The following is a 15090-nucleotide window of genomic DNA, read 5'->3' on the forward strand; positions in this document are numbered from 1 at the left end:
TAAAGTTTAGCGTTCCAGAGCTGATAACCCGGTCACACCTTCCCGCCTTCGCTGGCGTCTAGACCGGTATCTTCCTGTGGATCAAGTCCCTTCCTCGCCCTCGCTCGCCGACCTTACCTTCACGCCTGCATTGCTCGGCGCCTGCGGTACTGCCGCGATTCTGTTCGCAGGTGGCGTGACACCGACCACTCTGGCGCTAGGCGCTGCCCAGACAGGCCTGGCGGTAGGGCTGGGCTTCTGGCAGCTGCGTCGCGCCCAGGCGCGGCAGGCTGCCCACGCGAAGAGCCAGGCCTTCAGCCAACCCTTGTCTGGCGGGCGTGACGAAGCGCTCGAAGCCCTGTGCGTGGCGGTGCTGCCGGTCTGGTCCGAACAGATCGAAGCGGCACGTGCCCATACCGAGCAGGAAATCGTCAGCCTGACCAGCCGCTTCGCCGAGCTGGCCGACCGTATCCACAGCGTGGCGGGCAATGACCAGGGCAGCGGTGATCGCCTGGTCAACCTGATGGCCAGCAGCCAGAACCAGCTGGATGGCATCCTGCAGTCGCTGCGCGAGGCGCTGTCGAGCAAGGGCGCGCTGCTGACCGAGGTCAATGGCCTCGCCGGGCTCACCGAGCAACTCAAGAGCATGGCCAAGGACGTCGGCGACGTGGCGCGCCAGACCAACCTGCTGGCGCTCAATGCCGCCATCGAGGCCGCGCGTGCCGGTGAAGCCGGGCGCGGCTTCGCGGTGGTCGCCGACGAAGTCCGCAAGCTCTCCACCCTGTCCGGCGATACCGGGCAGAAGATCGGCGAAACCGTGGAAACGGTGAACGGCGCCATCGCCCGTACCCTGGAACTGTCGCAACTCCACGCCGAGCGCGACACCGGCACCCTGAACCAGTCCGGTGAAACCATCGAGCAGGTCATCGGCGCCTTTGGTGGCACCACCCGCGACGTGGTCGAGCGCAGCGACACCCTGGCCGAGAACGCCACCGCCGTTGGCGGGGCCATCGCCGAAGTGCTGGTCGCCCTGCAGTTCCAGGATCGCGTCAGCCAGATGCTCGGCCATATCCGTGATGACCAGGCTCGCCTCGAGCGCCTGGTCATCGAGCGCCGCGCCCTGGCCGCCAGTGGTCAGCCGCTGCCGTCCCTCGATACCCAAGGCTGGCTCGCCGAGCTGGCCCGTACCTACACCATGGCCGAGCAGGTCGCCGTGCACCAAGGCAAGCGACCGGCCGCCGCCGCCGAATCCGATATCACGTTCTTCTAAGGAAGCTGCAATGAGCAACAAGACCATTCTGATCGTCGATGACTCCATCTCCATTCGCCAGGTGGTGTCCATGACGCTGAAAAGCGCGGGCTACGACGTCATCGAAGGCTGTGATGGCCGGGACGCCCTGACCAAGCTGGATGGCCGCAAGGTGCATCTGATCATCAGCGACGTGAACATGCCCAACATGGACGGCATCACCTTCGTCACCGCGGCCAAGAAGCTGCCGGCCTACAAGTTCACCCCGGTGATCATGCTCACCACCGAATCCGACGCCGCCAAGAAGGCCGCTGGCCAGGCCGCCGGTGCCAAGGCCTGGATGGTCAAGCCGTTCCAGCCGGCGCAGATGTTGGCGGCGGTTTCCAAGCTGATCATGCCCTGATAGCCCTGGAGGCTGCCCCATGAGCGATGTCGTTCGTACCCGGTTGCCCCTTGTCGGGCCGCTGACCATCTATACCGCGGCGGACAGCAAGCCGCTGCTGATGGAGCCCCTGACTGCCGGGGTCACCGTGGCGCTGGAACTGGCCGAGGTCGACGAATTCGATTCGGCCGGTCTGCAACTGCTGCTGCTGGCCCACCGGGAGGCCCAGCGCCTGGGCGGTAGCCTCGAACTGGTCGATCCCAGCCCTGCCGTCACCGAGTTGCTGGAGCTGGCTGGCCTCACCGACTTCTTCACGGCTGCTGCCGAAGGAGTAGCCGCATGAATCTGGACGAGATCCTCAAGACTTTCATCGCCGAGAGCGAGGAGCTGCTGCAGCAGATGGAAGCCGCGCTGCTGCAGATCGAGCAGGCGCCGGACGACGTCGAGCTGATCAACGCCATCTTTCGCGCCGCCCACACCATCAAGGGTTCGGCGGGGCTGTTCGGCCTGGACCATGTGGTTGCCTTCACCCATGTCGCAGAAAGCGTGCTCGACCGCATTCGCAGCAATGAGCTGGCTTTCGACGAAACCCTGTCGGCATTGTTTCTGGAGGTCTGCGACCACCTCAACGGCCTGATCGCCCGGGTATCTTCCGGCAGCGAACCCGAGGCGGATTTCCAGGCCGCGGGCGCGGCGCTGGTGCAACGCCTGGAGCACTACCTGCAGCCGAGCGCCAAGGTGACCCAGCCCACCGCCGCTCCACGGACCCTGACGGCGCCAGTGGACGGCGTGGCCGCCGGCCACTGGCACCTGTCGCTGCGTTTCGGCCCGGACATGCTGCGTAACGGCATGGATCCGCTGGCCTTCGTGCGTTACCTCAACAGCTTCGGCCGTATCGTCAACATCGTGACCCTGACCGATGCCATTCCGCCGGCGGCCGAGATGGATCCGGAGACCTGCTACCTGGGCTTCGAAGTCGCCTTCGACAGCGAGGCCGACAAGGAAACCATCGAGGCGGCCTTCGAGTTCGTTCGCGAAGACAGCCAGATCCGCATCCTGCCGCCCCATAGCCGCAGCAGCGACTATTGCCAGCTGATCGAGGACCTGGCCGAGGAAGATCTGCGCCTGGGTGAGATCTTGGTGCGCTGCGGCACTCTGACCGCTACCGAGCTTGATGAGGTCCTGCGCCGCCAGGCGGATCCGGCGACGCCGCGTCAGCCCATCGGCGAAGCCCTGGTGGAAGCCCAACTGGTCAATCCGCCCGTGGTGGATGCCGCGCTGAACAAGCAGCGCAAGATCAAGGAGCAGCGGGCGCCGGCCGGCGAAGGCCAGCTGATCCGCATCGACGCCACCAAGCTCGACCAGCTGATCGATCTGATCGGCGAGCTCATCATCGCCGGCGCCGGTACCCAGCTCATCGCCCAGCAGAGCGGTCTGGCCGCGCTGGTGGAATCCACCGGGGTGCTGTCGCGCCTGGTGGAAGAGGTGCGCGACACCGCCCTGACGCTGCGCATGGTGCAGATCGGCACCACCTTCAACCGCTTCCAGCGCGTGGTGCGTGACGTTTCCAAGGAAATCGGCAAGGACATCGCCCTGAAGATCAGTGGTGGTGAGACCGAGCTGGACAAGACCGTGGTGGAAAAGATCGGCGATCCGCTGACCCACCTGATCCGCAACGCCATGGACCATGGCATCGAATCCGCCGAGCTGCGTCTGGCGCGTGGCAAGCCGGCCCAGGGTACCGTGGGCCTGAACGCCTATCACGAGTCGAGCAGCATCGTCATCGAAGTCACCGACGACGGTGGCGGTCTGTCGCGCGAGCGCATCCTGCGCAAGGCCACCGAGCGCGGCCTGATCGCCGAAGGCCAGGTGCTGGCCGACAAGGACGTCTTCAACCTGATCTTCGAGCCGGGTTTCTCCACCGCCGAGCAGATCAGCAACCTGTCCGGCCGCGGCGTTGGCATGGACGTGGTGAAAAAGAACATCACCGCCCTGCGCGGCAGCGTCGACCTCACCAGCGAGGAGGGCCGCGGTACTACCGTGACCATCCGCCTGCCGCTGACCCTGGCGATCATCGACGGCTTCCTCATCGGTGTCGGCAAGGCCACCTACGTGGTGCCCCTGGAAGCGGTGGAGGAGTGCATCGAGTTGACCGAGGCGGGCAGCGTCCAGGCCAGCGGCAACGATTATCTCGACCTGCGCGGCGAGGTCCTGCCGGTGCTGCGTCTGCGCCAGCTGTTCGCCATCGAGGAAGCGCCGCCGCGGCGGCAGAACGTGGTGGTAGTGCGCTATGCCGGCCAGCGCGCCGGCCTGGTGGTCGACCAGCTGATGGGCGAGTTCCAGACCGTGATCAAGCCCCTGGGTCCGCTGTTCGGCCACAACCGCAGTCTGGGCGGCTTCACCATCCTGGGTACCGGCGAGGTGGCGCTGATCCTCAACGTACCTGGCCTGATCGGCGAGGCGTCCTCCGCCTCCGTCTCCATCCCTCCGCCCGTCCTGGCCTGATCGACTAGAGAATTCGACTTCATGACCGTTACCAAACGCATGTCCCTGCTGATCCTTTCCGCGCTGCTGGGGATCATCCTGCTCGCCGGGCTGGCCTATTATCAATTGCATCGGGTCTATGCACAGGCCAACTTCGGCAACGACGACACCGTGCCGGCCATTCTTGGCATCGATGCCATCGACGCCCACTCCGCCGACACCATCACCAACATCTATCGTCACCTCGCCGCCGATGGTGAGGTCGCCACACGAATGGCGGAAAAGGAACTCGCTGAATCCCAGCGCCTGACCGACGAGGCGCTCAAGGCCTATCAGGATCAGATTTCCGACGACACCGATCGGCGCCTGTGGGAAGACGACAAGCAGGCGATCGCCGCCCTGAACCAACTGGCGGCCAAGGTCATCCCGCTGTCCCGCGCCAGCCAGGATGACGAGGTCAAGCGGCTGCTCGGCGAGAACCAGGAGACGATCACCCATGTGGGTGACGCTCTCGATGCCCATCGCCTCTACAACCAGAAACTGGGCGGTGAACAATCCGCCCTGGCCCGGGATACCCTGGGCCAGGCCACGGTGCTGTCGGTTGGCATTTCCTTGGCGACCCTGCTGATGATCGGCCTGCTGGGCTTCTTCATCACCCGCAACCTGCTGCGTCAGCTGGGTGGCGAGCCGGCCGAGGTGGCCAAGGTCGCCAACCGGACCGCCGCGGGCGATCTGCCCGATGATCTGCGCCTGCGCGCAGGCGACGACTCCAGCCTGATGGCCGCCATGCAGCGCATGGTGGTGACCCTGCGCGGTCTGGTGCAGGAGATGACCACCATGGCCAGCGAGCACGATCGCGGCGAGACCGAAGCCCGTATCCCCCTGGAGCGCTTCCAGGGCACCTTCCGCAATGTCGCCGACGGCGTCAACGCCATGGTCGCCGGCCATCTGAGTGATTCCGCCAAGGCCATGGCCTGCGTCAAGAGCTTTGGCGAAGGCGATCTGGCGGCGACACTGGAGCGCTTCCCTGGCAAGAAGGCGGTGATCAACGACAACCTCGAGCAGGTGCGCGACAACATCCAGCTGCTGGTAGCGGAGATGGTGCAGCTCTCCCAGGCCCATGATCGCGGCGAAACCGATGCGCGCATTCCGGTGGAGCGCTTCCAGGGCACCTTCCGCAGCATGGCCGAAGGCGTCAACGCTATGGTCGCTGGCCATCTGAACGATTCCGCCAAGGCCATGGCCTGCGTCAAGAGCTTTGGCGAGGGCGATCTGGCAGCGACGCTGGAGCGCTTCCCTGGCAAGAAGGCGGTGATCAACGACAACCTCGAACAGGTGCGCAGCAACATCCAGCGCCTGGTCGAGGACGCCAACCAGCTGAGCCAGGCCTCCATGGCCGGTCGCCTGGATACGCGCGCCGATGCCAACGCTCACCAGGGTGATTTCCGCCGCATCGTCGCCGGCATCAACGGCACCCTGGATGCCATCGTCGCCCCGGTCAACGAAGCCATGGGCGTGATGGCAGGCCTGGCCCAGGGCGACCTGAGCCGCACCGTGCGCGGTAATTACCAGGGCCAGTTGCTGGAGCTCAAGGAGTCGATCAACGGCACCGTTGGCAAGCTGAACCAGATCATCGGCGATGTGCGTCTGTCGGCCGATTCCCTGGCCAGCGCCTCGGAAGAGATATCAGCTACCGCCCAGAGCATGAGCCAGGCCAGCACCGAGCAGGCCGCCTCGGTGGAGGAGACCAGCGCCAGCGTCGAGCAGATGTCGGCCTCCATCGCCCAGAACACCGAGAATGCCAAGGTCACCGATGGCATGGCCGGCAAGGCGGCCCGAGAAGCCGATGAGGGCGGTCAGGCCGTCGGTGAGACCCTGGTGGCCATGAAGACCATCGCCGAGAAGATCGGCATCGTCGACGACATCGCCTACCAGACCAACCTGCTGGCCCTCAACGCCGCCATCGAGGCTGCCCGCGCCGGTGAACACGGCAAGGGCTTTGCGGTGGTCGCTGCCGAGGTACGCAAGCTGGCCGAACGCAGCCAAGTCGCGGCCCAGGAAATCGGCACCGTGGCCAAGAGCAGCGTGGCCCTGGCCGAGCGTGCCGGCACCCTGCTGGACCAGATGGTGCCTTCCATCAGCAAGACGTCCGATCTGGTGCAGGAAATCGCCGCGGCCAGCGAAGAGCAGAGCAGTGGGGTGAGCCAGATCAACGGCGCCATGCTGCAACTGAGTCAGATCACTCAGCAGAACGCCTCGGCGTCCGAAGAGCTGGCAGGCACCGCCGAAGAGATGAGCGGTCAGGCCGAGCAGCTGCAACGGCTGATGGGGTTCTTCAATACCGGTGAAGGCCGGGTGGTGCAGGACCTGGATCGGGCACTGGAGGCTTCGCGGCTCAAGGTGACGCGAGCGCCGGGCAAGGTGGTACGCACAGGTACCTCGGGCCCCGCGCCCGAAGGCTACGTTCCTTTCGAATCCTGATCCCTTATCCAACGGCCACCTCCAGGTGGCCTTTTTGAGACCATCGACATGACTGTCATCAAGAAAATGCTGCTGCTGGTGCTGTCCGCGCTATTGGGCATCATGGTGCTGGCCGGCACCGGGCAATACGAAATCGACAAGGTGTTCCAGGCGGCCAACTATGGCAACGACAACACCGTGCCCAGCCTGAAGGCCCTCGGTGAGGTCAACGACAGCCGCTCCGACTACGTGGTGGGCATCTATCGTCACGTGCTGTCGACCAGCAGCGAAGCCATGACCACCGTGGAGCAAGACCTGGCCGTGGCCAAGGAGCGCATCGGTCAGAATCTCGACAAGTACCAGGCGCTGGTCTCGGATGACCGTGATCGCGCGCTGCTGACGACCGACCGGGCCGCCTTCAATGCGCTGTTCGGCCTGGGCGACCAGGTCATCGCCCTGTCGCGGCAGAATCGCAACGAGGATGCCCAGACCCTGATGCGCAGCCGCACCGAGGTGCTGGCCGCCATCAACAAGGCCCTCGACGAGCACGTCACCTATAACCAGACCCTGGCGCAGCAGGGCGTGCAGGTCGCTCAGAAGACTAAGGTCGAGGCAACCTGGCTGGCGCTGTCCATCGCCCTGGCCACGCTGCTTGCCGTCGCCCTGCTGGGCTTCTTCATCACCCGCAACCTGTTGCGTCAGCTGGGCGGTGAGCCCGCCGCGGTCGCCACCCTGGCCGGCCGCGTGGCCGCCGGTGATTTGCCTGACGACATCAAGCTGCGCGCCGAGGACAAGACCAGCCTGATGGCGGCCATGCAGAACATGGTCACCACCCTGCGTGGCCTGATCACGGAAATGAGTAGCATGTCCTCGGCCCATGACCGCGGTGAAACCGCGGTGCGCATCCCGGCAGAGCAATTCCAGGGTGCCTATCGCAGCATGGCCGAAGGCGTCAATGGCATGGTCGCTGGCCATCTGAGCGATTCCGCCAAGGCCATGGCTTGCGTCAAGAGCTTTGGCGAAGGCGATTTGTCGGTGGCACTGGAGCGCTTCCCCGGCCAGAAGGCGGTGATCAACGACAACCTCGAACAGGTGCGCAGCAACATCCAGCGCCTGGTCGAGGACGCCAACCAGCTGAGCCAGGCCGCCATGGCCGGGCGCCTGGACACCCGCGCCGACGCCAGTGCCCACCAGGGCGACTTCCGCCGCATCGTCGCTGGCATCAACGGCACCCTCGACGCCATCGTCGCCCCGGTCAACGAAGCCATGGGCGTGATGGCCGGGCTGGCCCAGGGTGACCTGAGCCGCACCGTACGCGGTGATTACCAGGGCCAGCTGCTGGAGCTCAAGGAGTCGATCAACGGTACCGTCGGCAAACTGAACCAGATCATCGGCGACGTGCGCCTGTCGGCCGATGCCCTGGCCAGCGCCTCGGAAGAGATCTCCGCCACCGCCCAGAGCATGAGCCAGGCCAGTACCGAACAGGCCGCCTCGGTGGAAGAGACCAGTGCCAGCGTCGAGCAGATGTCGGCCTCCATCGCCCAGAACACCGAGAACGCCAAGGTCACCGACGGCATGGCTGGCAAGGCTGCGCGTGAGGCGAGCGAAGGCGGTGACGCGGTGGGCGAGACCCTGATCGCCATGAAGACTATCGCCGAGAAGATCGGCATCGTCGACGACATCGCCTACCAGACCAACCTGCTGGCGCTCAACGCCGCCATCGAGGCTGCCCGCGCCGGTGAACACGGCAAGGGCTTCGCCGTGGTAGCCGCCGAGGTACGCAAGCTGGCCGAACGCAGCCAGGTCGCGGCCCAGGAAATCGGCACCGTGGCCAAGAGCAGCGTGGCCCTGGCGGAGCGCGCCGGGTCACTGCTCGACGAAATGGTACCGTCCATCAGCAAGACGTCCGATCTGGTACAGGAAATCGCTGCGGCGTCCGAAGAACAGAGTAGTGGAGTCACTCAGATCAATAGCGCCATGCTGCAACTCAGCCAGATTACCCAACAGAACGCCTCGGCCTCGGAAGAGCTGGCCGCGACCGCTGAAGAAATGAGCGGTCAAGCGGAGCAGTTGCAACAGCTCATGGGCTTCTTCAACACCGGCGAAGGCCGTGCAGTTCAAGACCTCGAGCGCGCCATCGAGCAGGTACGCCCGGTCAAACGAGCCGCCGCTCCGGCCTCTGCCCGTAGATCTCAGCAGACTGCAAGCGGCCTGCCTGATGGTTATATCCGTTTCTCGGAGTAAAAGCCCATGAACACCCTGACGCTTCCCGACATCGTCCAGGATTCTCTGGGCCATCAGCACCTGACTTTCATGGTCGGTAGCGAAACCTACGCGGTGGATACCCTCGCCGTGCGCGAGATCATCGAATTCGGCCAGCTGACCCAGGTGCCCCTGATGCCGGCGTGCATCCGTGGCGTCATCAACCTGCGGGGTGCCGTGGTGCCCGTCGTCGATCTGGAAGCGCGCTTCGGTGGCTCGCCAACCCGTGTCGGACCCCGCACCTGCATTGTCATCCTCGAAGTTATCGCTGACGAGGACACTCATGTGCTGGGCGTCGTGGTGGATGCGGTGAGTGAGGTTCTGGAGATCGAACCTGCCGATATCCGGCCCGCGCCGTCGTTTGGCAGTCGTCTGCCAGCGCATTTCATTTCCGGCATGGTCAAGGCTGAGGAAGGCTTCCTGACCCTGCTCGATGTGGCTCAGGTCCTCGACGTGCATGAACTGGCGAGTCTCGCCCAGGCCACCAGATAGTCCCCCGACGTGGTGGCAATGAGCGCTGGCCTACCGGCCGGCGCCTTCTTATCGATACAGTCGTAACAGGCGCCGGAGGCGCTTTCACCATGCTGAATAAACTTCGCGTCTCGACCAAGCTGGCGATCGGTTTCGGGGCCGCCATCCTGATGCTGCTTTTGGTCATGGGAGTCGCCCTGCTGAACATGGGAACGATGAAGGACTCGGCCGACAACATGTCGCAGTTCCGTTTCCCTATGACGGTCCAGGCCAACACCCTGGTGCGCAACACCTTGGACAGCGGCCGCCTGATGCGCAACCTGCTGCTGCTGACTGACGAAGCGGCCGTGGCCAAGACCAAGGAAGACATCGCCAAGGTCCGCGCGGACAACAGCGAGATCCTCGCTGACCTGAAGAAGAAGATCACCAGTGATGACGGCAAGCAAAAGCTGGCCGCCGCCGTGGATGCGCGTCAGCGTTTGCAGGACAAATACGGCGAGTTCTTTCGCCTGCTGGACAGTGACCGCGGTCAGGCCCGGGACTACCTGCTGAACGTTTTTGCCCCCAACAACAACGAGCTGGTCGCGGCCCTGGGCGCGCTCAATGATCTGCAGGCCCAGCGCATGCATGAAGCCGGCGAAGCGGCCACTGCCGCCTATGTGGATGCCCGCAATCTGATGCTGGGGATCGGTGCCTTCGCGGTGCTGGTCTCTATCCTGCTCGGCTACCTGATTACCCGCAGCCTGATCCGTCAGCTGGGCGGCGAGCCGGCCTATGCCGCCGAGGTGGTGCAGCGCGTCGCCCGGGGCGACCTGAGTGTCGAGGTGGCGACCCGTGAAGGTGACACCACCAGCATGCTGGCGTCCGTACGGGCCATGACCACCACCCTGGCGCAGATCATCAGCGATGTGCGCAGTTCGGCCGATGGCCTGGCCAGTGCCTCCGAAGAGGTCTCGGCCACCGCCCAGAGCATGAGCCAGGCCAGCACCGAGCAGGCGGCTTCCGTCGAGGAAACCAGCGCCAGCATCGAAGAGATGTCGGCCTCCATTGCCCAGAACACCGAGAACGCCAAGATCACCGACGGCATGGCCGGCAAGGCCGCGCGGGAGGCGGACGAGGGTGGTCAGGCCGTACGCGAGACGTTGGTGGCCATGAAGACCATCGCCGACAAGATCGGCATCGTCGACGACATCGCCTACCAGACCAACCTGCTGGCGCTCAACGCCGCCATCGAAGCCGCTCGCGCCGGCGAGCACGGCAAGGGCTTCGCCGTGGTGGCCGCCGAGGTGCGCAAGCTGGCCGAACGTAGCCAGGTCGCGGCCCAGGAAATCGGCACCGTGGCCAAGAGCAGCGTGGCCCTGGCCGAGCGCGCCGGGTCGCTGCTGGGCGAGATGGTGCCGTCCATCAACAAGACCTCCGACCTGGTGCAAGAGATCACCGCTGCCTCGGAAGAGCAGAGTGCCGGTGTCGAGCAGATCAATGGCGCCATGCTGCAGCTGAGCCAGATCACCCAGCAGAACGCCTCGGCGTCCGAAGAGCTGGCCGCCACGGCGGAAGAGATGAGCGGCCAGGCCGAGCAGCTTCAGCAACTGATGGAATTTTTCACCCTGAGCGGTTCGCCGGTCATGCAGCAGGTCGCCCGTCCCAGCAGCAATCGTTCGGGACCGAGCTTGGTCGAGCGCACCACCGCACTGATCGAGCCTTCCCGGCGCGCGCCGCGTGGCAGCGTGCCGGCCGGTTTCGCCCGTTTCGAGGAACAAGCCTGATGCTATCCCGCCAGTTTCTAACCTTTCAGCTCGCCGGTGATCTCTACGGTGTGAACACTGCCTGCGTGCGGGAAATCATCGAGTACGGTGCCGTCACCACGGTGCCCATGCTGCCGCCCGCCATCCGCGGCGTCATCAACCTGCGTGGCGCGGCCGTGCCGGTGATGGACCTTGGCGTGCGCTTTCGCAACCAGGTGAGCGAAACCTCTCGTCGCAGCTGCATCGTGGTACTGGAAATCCAGGTCGACGGCGGCCCCCAGGTCTTCGGCATCGTGGTGGACGCGGTCTGTGAGGTACTGGAGATCGCCGCCGACGCCATCGAGGCGGCGCCGCGCTTCGGTGCCTCGATCCGTACCGATTTCATCCTCGGCATGGCCAAGCAGGGTGCGGGTTTCGTCATCCTGCTCGACATGGATCGGGTACTGGGCGAAGACGACCTCGCTCAGCTCGCCGCCATGACGGCTGCCTGAGGACGGGTGCATGGAGCTTCCCGCGCTAACCGACAGCGAGTTTCGGCAGTTTCGCAGCTTCATCTTCCGGGTCGCCGGCATCAGCATGTCCGATGCCAAGCGCCCGCTAGTGAGCGGCCGCCTCGCCAAGCGTGTGCGCCAGCGTGGCACGCCCAGCTACGACGCCTACTTCCAGCTCATCCAGCGCGATCAAACGGAGTGCCAGATGGCGGTCGATCTGCTGACCACCAACGAGACCTACTTCTTTCGCGAGCCCAAGCACTTCGACTTTCTCCGCGAGCAGGTACTGCCGAACTGGGAGCGGCGCCAGTCGCTGCGTCTGTGGAGTGGTGCCTGCTCCTCGGGTGAGGAGCCCTATACCCTGGCCATGACCCTTGCCGAGGGCTTGGGCGAACGACCTTGGGAGATCGTTGCCTCAGACCTCAGCACCCGGGTGCTGGCCAAGGCGCGCAGCGCTCAGTATCCCCTGGCGGAAGCCGAGGACATCCCGCCTGCGCTACTGCGGCGCTATTGCTTCAAGGGGGTGGGTGAAAACGAGGGCACCTTTCTGGTGGATCCCCGGTTGACGGCGCGAATTTCCTTTCGGCAGATCAACCTCAATAACGCGCTGCCAGATATGGGTACCTTCGACATCATCTTCCTGCGCAACGTGATGATCTACTTCGATCTGCCGACCAAGCGCCAGGTGGTATCGCGGCTGGTTCGCCATCTACGGCCCGGTGGTTACTTCTTCGTGAGTCATTCCGAAAGCCTGAACGGAGTGACCGACGCGCTGAGGATGGTCAGCCCGTCCATCTATCAACGTCCGCTCTGATCATGGCTGCCGTGCCGGAAGTCTTCCTGCGCCCTGGTGACTGGTATTTTGGCCGGGGAGAACTCCGTGTCCGGACCATCCTCGGTTCCTGCGTGGCTTTCGTGTTCTGGCATCCACAGCGTCGCTTCGGCGGTATGACTCATGCGCTGCTGCCCAAGCGCCAGCGTCCGACCCCTGGCGCCGCCACCGCCATCGATGGCCACTATGTTGACGAAGCGCTGCAGCTGATGCTGGATGCGGTCGCGCGCCACGGTGGCGATCTGCCCGGCTATCAGGTGCACCTCTACGGCGGTGGCAACATGTTTCCCCAGATCCTGCGCGGAAGGGTCCGCAACATCGGCGACATCAATGTCGATGCCGCGCTGGCGCAGCTCGCCGAGGCGGGCGTGCGCACGGTGCGGACTCACGTGCGCGGCGCCGGCCATCGCAAACTGTCCCTGGACCTCGTCGACGGCCGGGTGCTCATGCAACAGGTGGAGCTAACCTACGTTCCGCCGCTTACGAGATTTACGCCATGAACAAGATCAAGGTCCTCATCGTCGACGACTCGGCCGTTGTGCGGCAGGTGCTCGCCCAGAGTCTCGCGGAGGATCCGGCCATCGAGGTCATGGGCGTCGCCGCCGACCCGGTGTTCGCCCAGGACAAGATGCGCAAGCAGTGGCCCGACGTCATCGTGCTGGACGTAGAGATGCCGCGCATGGACGGCATCACCTTTCTCAAGAAGATCATGGCCGAGCGGCCGACCCCGGTGGTGATCTGCTCGACCCTGACCGAAAAGGGCGCAGCTACCACCCTGCAGGCCATGGCCGCCGGGGCGGTCAGCATCGTCACCAAGCCCCAGGCCAATCTCAAGCAATTCCTCAAGGATGCTTCGGACGACCTCACCAGTGCGGTGAAGGCCGCGGCCCGGGCCAATCTCAAGCGCCTGGTGCCGCGCGGCGTGCCCGTTACACCGACGCCCAAGCTCAGTGCCGACGCCATCCTGCCGGCGGGCGGCAGTCCGGCCATGGCCCGTACCACCGAGCGCATCGTCGCCCTGGGTACCTCCACCGGCGGCACCCAGGCGCTGGAAGCGGTACTGACGACGCTGCCGCGGGTCTGCCCGGGCATCGTGGTGGTGCAGCACATGCCGGAGCGTTTCACCGCAGCCTTCGCCGAGCGCCTGGATCGCCTCTGCGAACTGGAGGTGCGCGAAGCCCGGCACGGCGACCGGGTCCTGCCCGGCCGGGTGCTCATCGCGCCGGGTGGGCGGCACATGCTGCTCAAGCGCAGTGGCGCCCAGTACCAGGTGGACGTCATCGACGGGCCGCCGGTCAGTCGCCACCGGCCTTCGGTGGACGTGCTGTTTCGCTCGGTGGCCCGGGCCGCCGGCAGCAACGCCCTGGGCATCATCATGACCGGCATGGGCGACGACGGCGCGCGCGGCCTCAAGGAATTGCGCGAGGCCGGTGGCCGCACCCTCGGCCAGGACGAGGACAGCTGCGTGGTCTACGGCATGCCCAAGGAAGCCATGAAGCTGGGCGCCGTCGAGCAGGAAATCGGTCTCAACCAGATCGCCGCCGCCATCCTCAAAGGCGGGGTCTAGACGAACTTGCGGGGCAGTCCGGACTCCAAGCGCCAGCACGCGAGGAGAGCCCCATGTTCGACATCTGCCACTGGATCAACGAACCCGAAACCTGGCTGGCCGAGCCCGCTCGGCTGAGGGTCATCACCGACCGCCACAGTGACTTCTGGCGCCTGACCCATGACGGCGGCGAGCGTGACAGCGGCCACTTCCTCGGCGCCCGGGTCCACAGTGGCTTCACTGCCCAACTGCGGGTAGCGGCGCGCTGCAAGAATCAGGGCGATCATGCCGGCATCATGGTGCGAATCGATGAGCACCACTGGCTGCGCGCCGGCATCGGCTATTTCGACGACACCCCGCAACTGCTCAGCGTACTGACCCAGGGCCGCTCCGACCTGGCCCTGGGCGCGCCGCTCGGTGATCACGAAGAACTCTGGCTGAGAGTGACCCTTACCCAGGGCACGCTGCGCGTGCAGGCCTCCCTCGATGGTCAGCGCTGGCCGCTGCTGCGGCTGGCCAGCTTGCCGGTGGCAGCGGAATACCGCGTCGGCCCGGTGTGCGGCACCCCGGAGCGGGGCGGCATGGAGGTGGCCTTCAGCGATTTCAGTCTGCAGGCCCCGTTGCAGCGCGGCCTCGCCGATCTGAGCTGAGGCGGGGAGGGGCCGTCAGCCGACGGTGACGGGAGGCAGTTCCACCTGCTGTACCTGCACCGGCTTGCGCGGGGCGACCACCTTGGCAACGCCATCGACGACCTTTTCACCGTGCTGATTGAAGACACGGGTGGCCAGGTTCACGCGAAATTTCGGCAGCTTCTCCAGCACCTCGATCTCTACCGTCAGGGTATCGCCCAGCTTGACCGGCTTCTCGAAGGTCATGGTCTGGTCGACATAGAGGGTGCCCGGACCTGGCAGGTTGCAGGCCACCGCCGCGCTGATCAGGGCGCCGCTGAGCATGCCGTGGGCGATGGGTTCGCGAAACAGCGTCTTGGCCGCGAAATCGGCGTCCAGGTGCAGCGGATTGCAGTCGCCGGAAAGGGCAGCGAACAGCAGCACATCGCGCTGCTCGATGGTGCGGGTCACGGTAGCCTTCTGGCCGATTTCGAGGGCCTCATAAGGGATGTTTTCAGTCAGACTCATGACGCGCTCCGGCAGCTGTGAAAGGGCGGCGGACGCCGCGAAGCCGGGCATTC

General features: G+C 65.2%; 14 protein-coding genes and 1 pseudogene. 14 read left to right on the forward strand and 1 reads right to left on the reverse strand.

What is annotated here, in order from left to right:
* The first annotated feature begins 502 nt into the window (after positions 1 to 502).
* The 14 genes and pseudogenes from ACUCV0_RS03805 (at position 503) to ACUCV0_RS03870 (ending at position 14551) form a co-directional block, all read left to right on the forward strand.
* The gene (locus tag ACUCV0_RS03805) at positions 503 to 1249 is read left to right on the forward strand and encodes a methyl-accepting chemotaxis protein (protein ID WP_420480511.1); all 747 of its coding nucleotides are present in this window, start codon (positions 503 to 505) and stop codon (positions 1247 to 1249) included.
* A 10-nt stretch (positions 1250 to 1259) separates the two neighbouring features.
* Positions 1260 to 1631 (forward strand): response regulator, encoded by a 372-nt coding sequence (locus ACUCV0_RS03810; RefSeq protein ID WP_007162125.1) that lies wholly within the window; start codon positions 1260 to 1262, stop codon positions 1629 to 1631.
* Positions 1632 to 1650: 19 nt separating this feature from the next.
* The gene (locus ACUCV0_RS03815) at positions 1651 to 1953 is read left to right on the forward strand and encodes an STAS domain-containing protein (RefSeq protein ID WP_059314464.1); all 303 of its coding nucleotides are present in this window, start codon (positions 1651 to 1653) and stop codon (positions 1951 to 1953) included.
* Complete coding sequence (locus ACUCV0_RS03820) at positions 1950 to 4115, forward strand: chemotaxis protein CheA (protein ID WP_059314465.1); 2166 nt, start codon at positions 1950 to 1952, stop codon at positions 4113 to 4115. The genes ACUCV0_RS03815 and ACUCV0_RS03820 overlap by 4 nt, the downstream gene beginning before the upstream one ends.
* Positions 4116 to 4136: 21 nt before the next feature.
* A pseudogene (locus tag ACUCV0_RS03825) lies at positions 4137 to 4640 on the forward strand (MCP four helix bundle domain-containing protein); the annotation flags it as partial.
* Between the two features lie 231 nt (positions 4641 to 4871).
* Positions 4872 to 6575 (forward strand): methyl-accepting chemotaxis protein, encoded by a 1704-nt coding sequence (locus ACUCV0_RS03830; RefSeq protein WP_482212251.1) that lies wholly within the window; start codon positions 4872 to 4874, stop codon positions 6573 to 6575.
* Between the two features lie 48 nt (positions 6576 to 6623).
* A complete protein-coding gene (locus ACUCV0_RS03835) occupies positions 6624 to 8798 on the forward strand; it encodes a HAMP domain-containing methyl-accepting chemotaxis protein (protein ID WP_482212039.1) in 2175 nt (724 codons plus the stop codon).
* 6 nt (positions 8799 to 8804) lie between these two features.
* Positions 8805 to 9308, forward strand: coding sequence for a chemotaxis protein CheW (locus ACUCV0_RS03840; RefSeq protein WP_271654562.1), 504 nt, complete (start codon positions 8805 to 8807; stop codon positions 9306 to 9308).
* Between the two features lie 89 nt (positions 9309 to 9397).
* Entirely contained in the window at positions 9398 to 11053 is a 1656-nt protein-coding gene (locus tag ACUCV0_RS03845; RefSeq protein ID WP_482212040.1) for a methyl-accepting chemotaxis protein, read from the forward strand.
* On the forward strand, positions 11053 to 11523 hold the full coding sequence (locus tag ACUCV0_RS03850; RefSeq protein WP_059314469.1) for a chemotaxis protein CheW: 471 nt from the start codon (positions 11053 to 11055) through the stop codon (positions 11521 to 11523). The genes ACUCV0_RS03845 and ACUCV0_RS03850 overlap by 1 nt, the downstream gene beginning before the upstream one ends.
* A gap of 10 nt (positions 11524 to 11533) precedes the next feature.
* Positions 11534 to 12337 (forward strand): CheR family methyltransferase, encoded by an 804-nt coding sequence (locus tag ACUCV0_RS03855; RefSeq protein ID WP_482212041.1) that lies wholly within the window; start codon positions 11534 to 11536, stop codon positions 12335 to 12337.
* Between the two features lie 2 nt (positions 12338 to 12339).
* Complete coding sequence (locus tag ACUCV0_RS03860) at positions 12340 to 12855, forward strand: chemotaxis protein CheD (RefSeq protein WP_482212042.1); 516 nt, start codon at positions 12340 to 12342, stop codon at positions 12853 to 12855.
* Positions 12852 to 13922, forward strand: coding sequence for a protein-glutamate methylesterase/protein-glutamine glutaminase (locus ACUCV0_RS03865; protein WP_059314472.1), 1071 nt, complete (start codon positions 12852 to 12854; stop codon positions 13920 to 13922). Before ACUCV0_RS03860 ends, ACUCV0_RS03865 begins: the two co-directional genes overlap by 4 nt.
* Positions 13923 to 13975: 53 nt before the next feature.
* Positions 13976 to 14551 carry a DUF1349 domain-containing protein gene (locus tag ACUCV0_RS03870; RefSeq protein ID WP_482212043.1) on the forward strand — a complete coding sequence of 192 codons (576 nt, stop codon included), beginning with the start codon at positions 13976 to 13978 and terminating at the stop codon, positions 14549 to 14551.
* A gap of 15 nt (positions 14552 to 14566) precedes the next feature.
* On the opposite strand, the gene ACUCV0_RS03875 is transcribed toward ACUCV0_RS03870, so the two are convergent.
* The gene (locus ACUCV0_RS03875) at positions 14567 to 15037 is read right to left on the reverse strand and encodes a MaoC family dehydratase (protein WP_059314474.1); all 471 of its coding nucleotides are present in this window, start codon (positions 15035 to 15037) and stop codon (positions 14567 to 14569) included.
* Between the last annotated feature and the right edge of the window lie 53 nt (positions 15038 to 15090).

This window comes from Pseudomonas sp. VMV1 (assembly GCF_056790235.1).

What these genes read in the sequence shown, in the direction of transcription:
- ACUCV0_RS03805 (WP_420480511.1), top strand. Translation starts at nt 503, where the DNA reads ATGGCCAGCAGCCAGAACCAGCTGGATGGCATCCTGCAGTCGCTGCGC.
- ACUCV0_RS03810 (WP_007162125.1), top strand. Translation starts at nt 1,260, where the DNA reads ATGAGCAACAAGACCATTCTGATCGTCGATGACTCCATCTCCATTCGC.
- ACUCV0_RS03815 (WP_059314464.1), top strand. Translation starts at nt 1,651, where the DNA reads ATGAGCGATGTCGTTCGTACCCGGTTGCCCCTTGTCGGGCCGCTGACC.
- ACUCV0_RS03820 (WP_059314465.1), top strand. Translation starts at nt 1,950, where the DNA reads ATGAATCTGGACGAGATCCTCAAGACTTTCATCGCCGAGAGCGAGGAG.
- ACUCV0_RS03830 (WP_482212251.1), top strand. Translation starts at nt 4,872, where the DNA reads ATGGCCGCCATGCAGCGCATGGTGGTGACCCTGCGCGGTCTGGTGCAG.
- ACUCV0_RS03835 (WP_482212039.1), top strand. Translation starts at nt 6,624, where the DNA reads ATGACTGTCATCAAGAAAATGCTGCTGCTGGTGCTGTCCGCGCTATTG.
- ACUCV0_RS03840 (WP_271654562.1), top strand. Translation starts at nt 8,805, where the DNA reads ATGAACACCCTGACGCTTCCCGACATCGTCCAGGATTCTCTGGGCCAT.
- ACUCV0_RS03845 (WP_482212040.1), top strand. Translation starts at nt 9,398, where the DNA reads ATGCTGAATAAACTTCGCGTCTCGACCAAGCTGGCGATCGGTTTCGGG.
- ACUCV0_RS03850 (WP_059314469.1), top strand. Translation starts at nt 11,053, where the DNA reads ATGCTATCCCGCCAGTTTCTAACCTTTCAGCTCGCCGGTGATCTCTAC.
- ACUCV0_RS03855 (WP_482212041.1), top strand. Translation starts at nt 11,534, where the DNA reads ATGGAGCTTCCCGCGCTAACCGACAGCGAGTTTCGGCAGTTTCGCAGC.
- ACUCV0_RS03860 (WP_482212042.1), top strand. Translation starts at nt 12,340, where the DNA reads ATGGCTGCCGTGCCGGAAGTCTTCCTGCGCCCTGGTGACTGGTATTTT.
- ACUCV0_RS03865 (WP_059314472.1), top strand. Translation starts at nt 12,852, where the DNA reads ATGAACAAGATCAAGGTCCTCATCGTCGACGACTCGGCCGTTGTGCGG.
- ACUCV0_RS03870 (WP_482212043.1), top strand. Translation starts at nt 13,976, where the DNA reads ATGTTCGACATCTGCCACTGGATCAACGAACCCGAAACCTGGCTGGCC.
- ACUCV0_RS03875 (WP_059314474.1), bottom strand. Translation starts at nt 15,037, where the DNA reads ATGAGTCTGACTGAAAACATCCCTTATGAGGCCCTCGAAATCGGCCAG.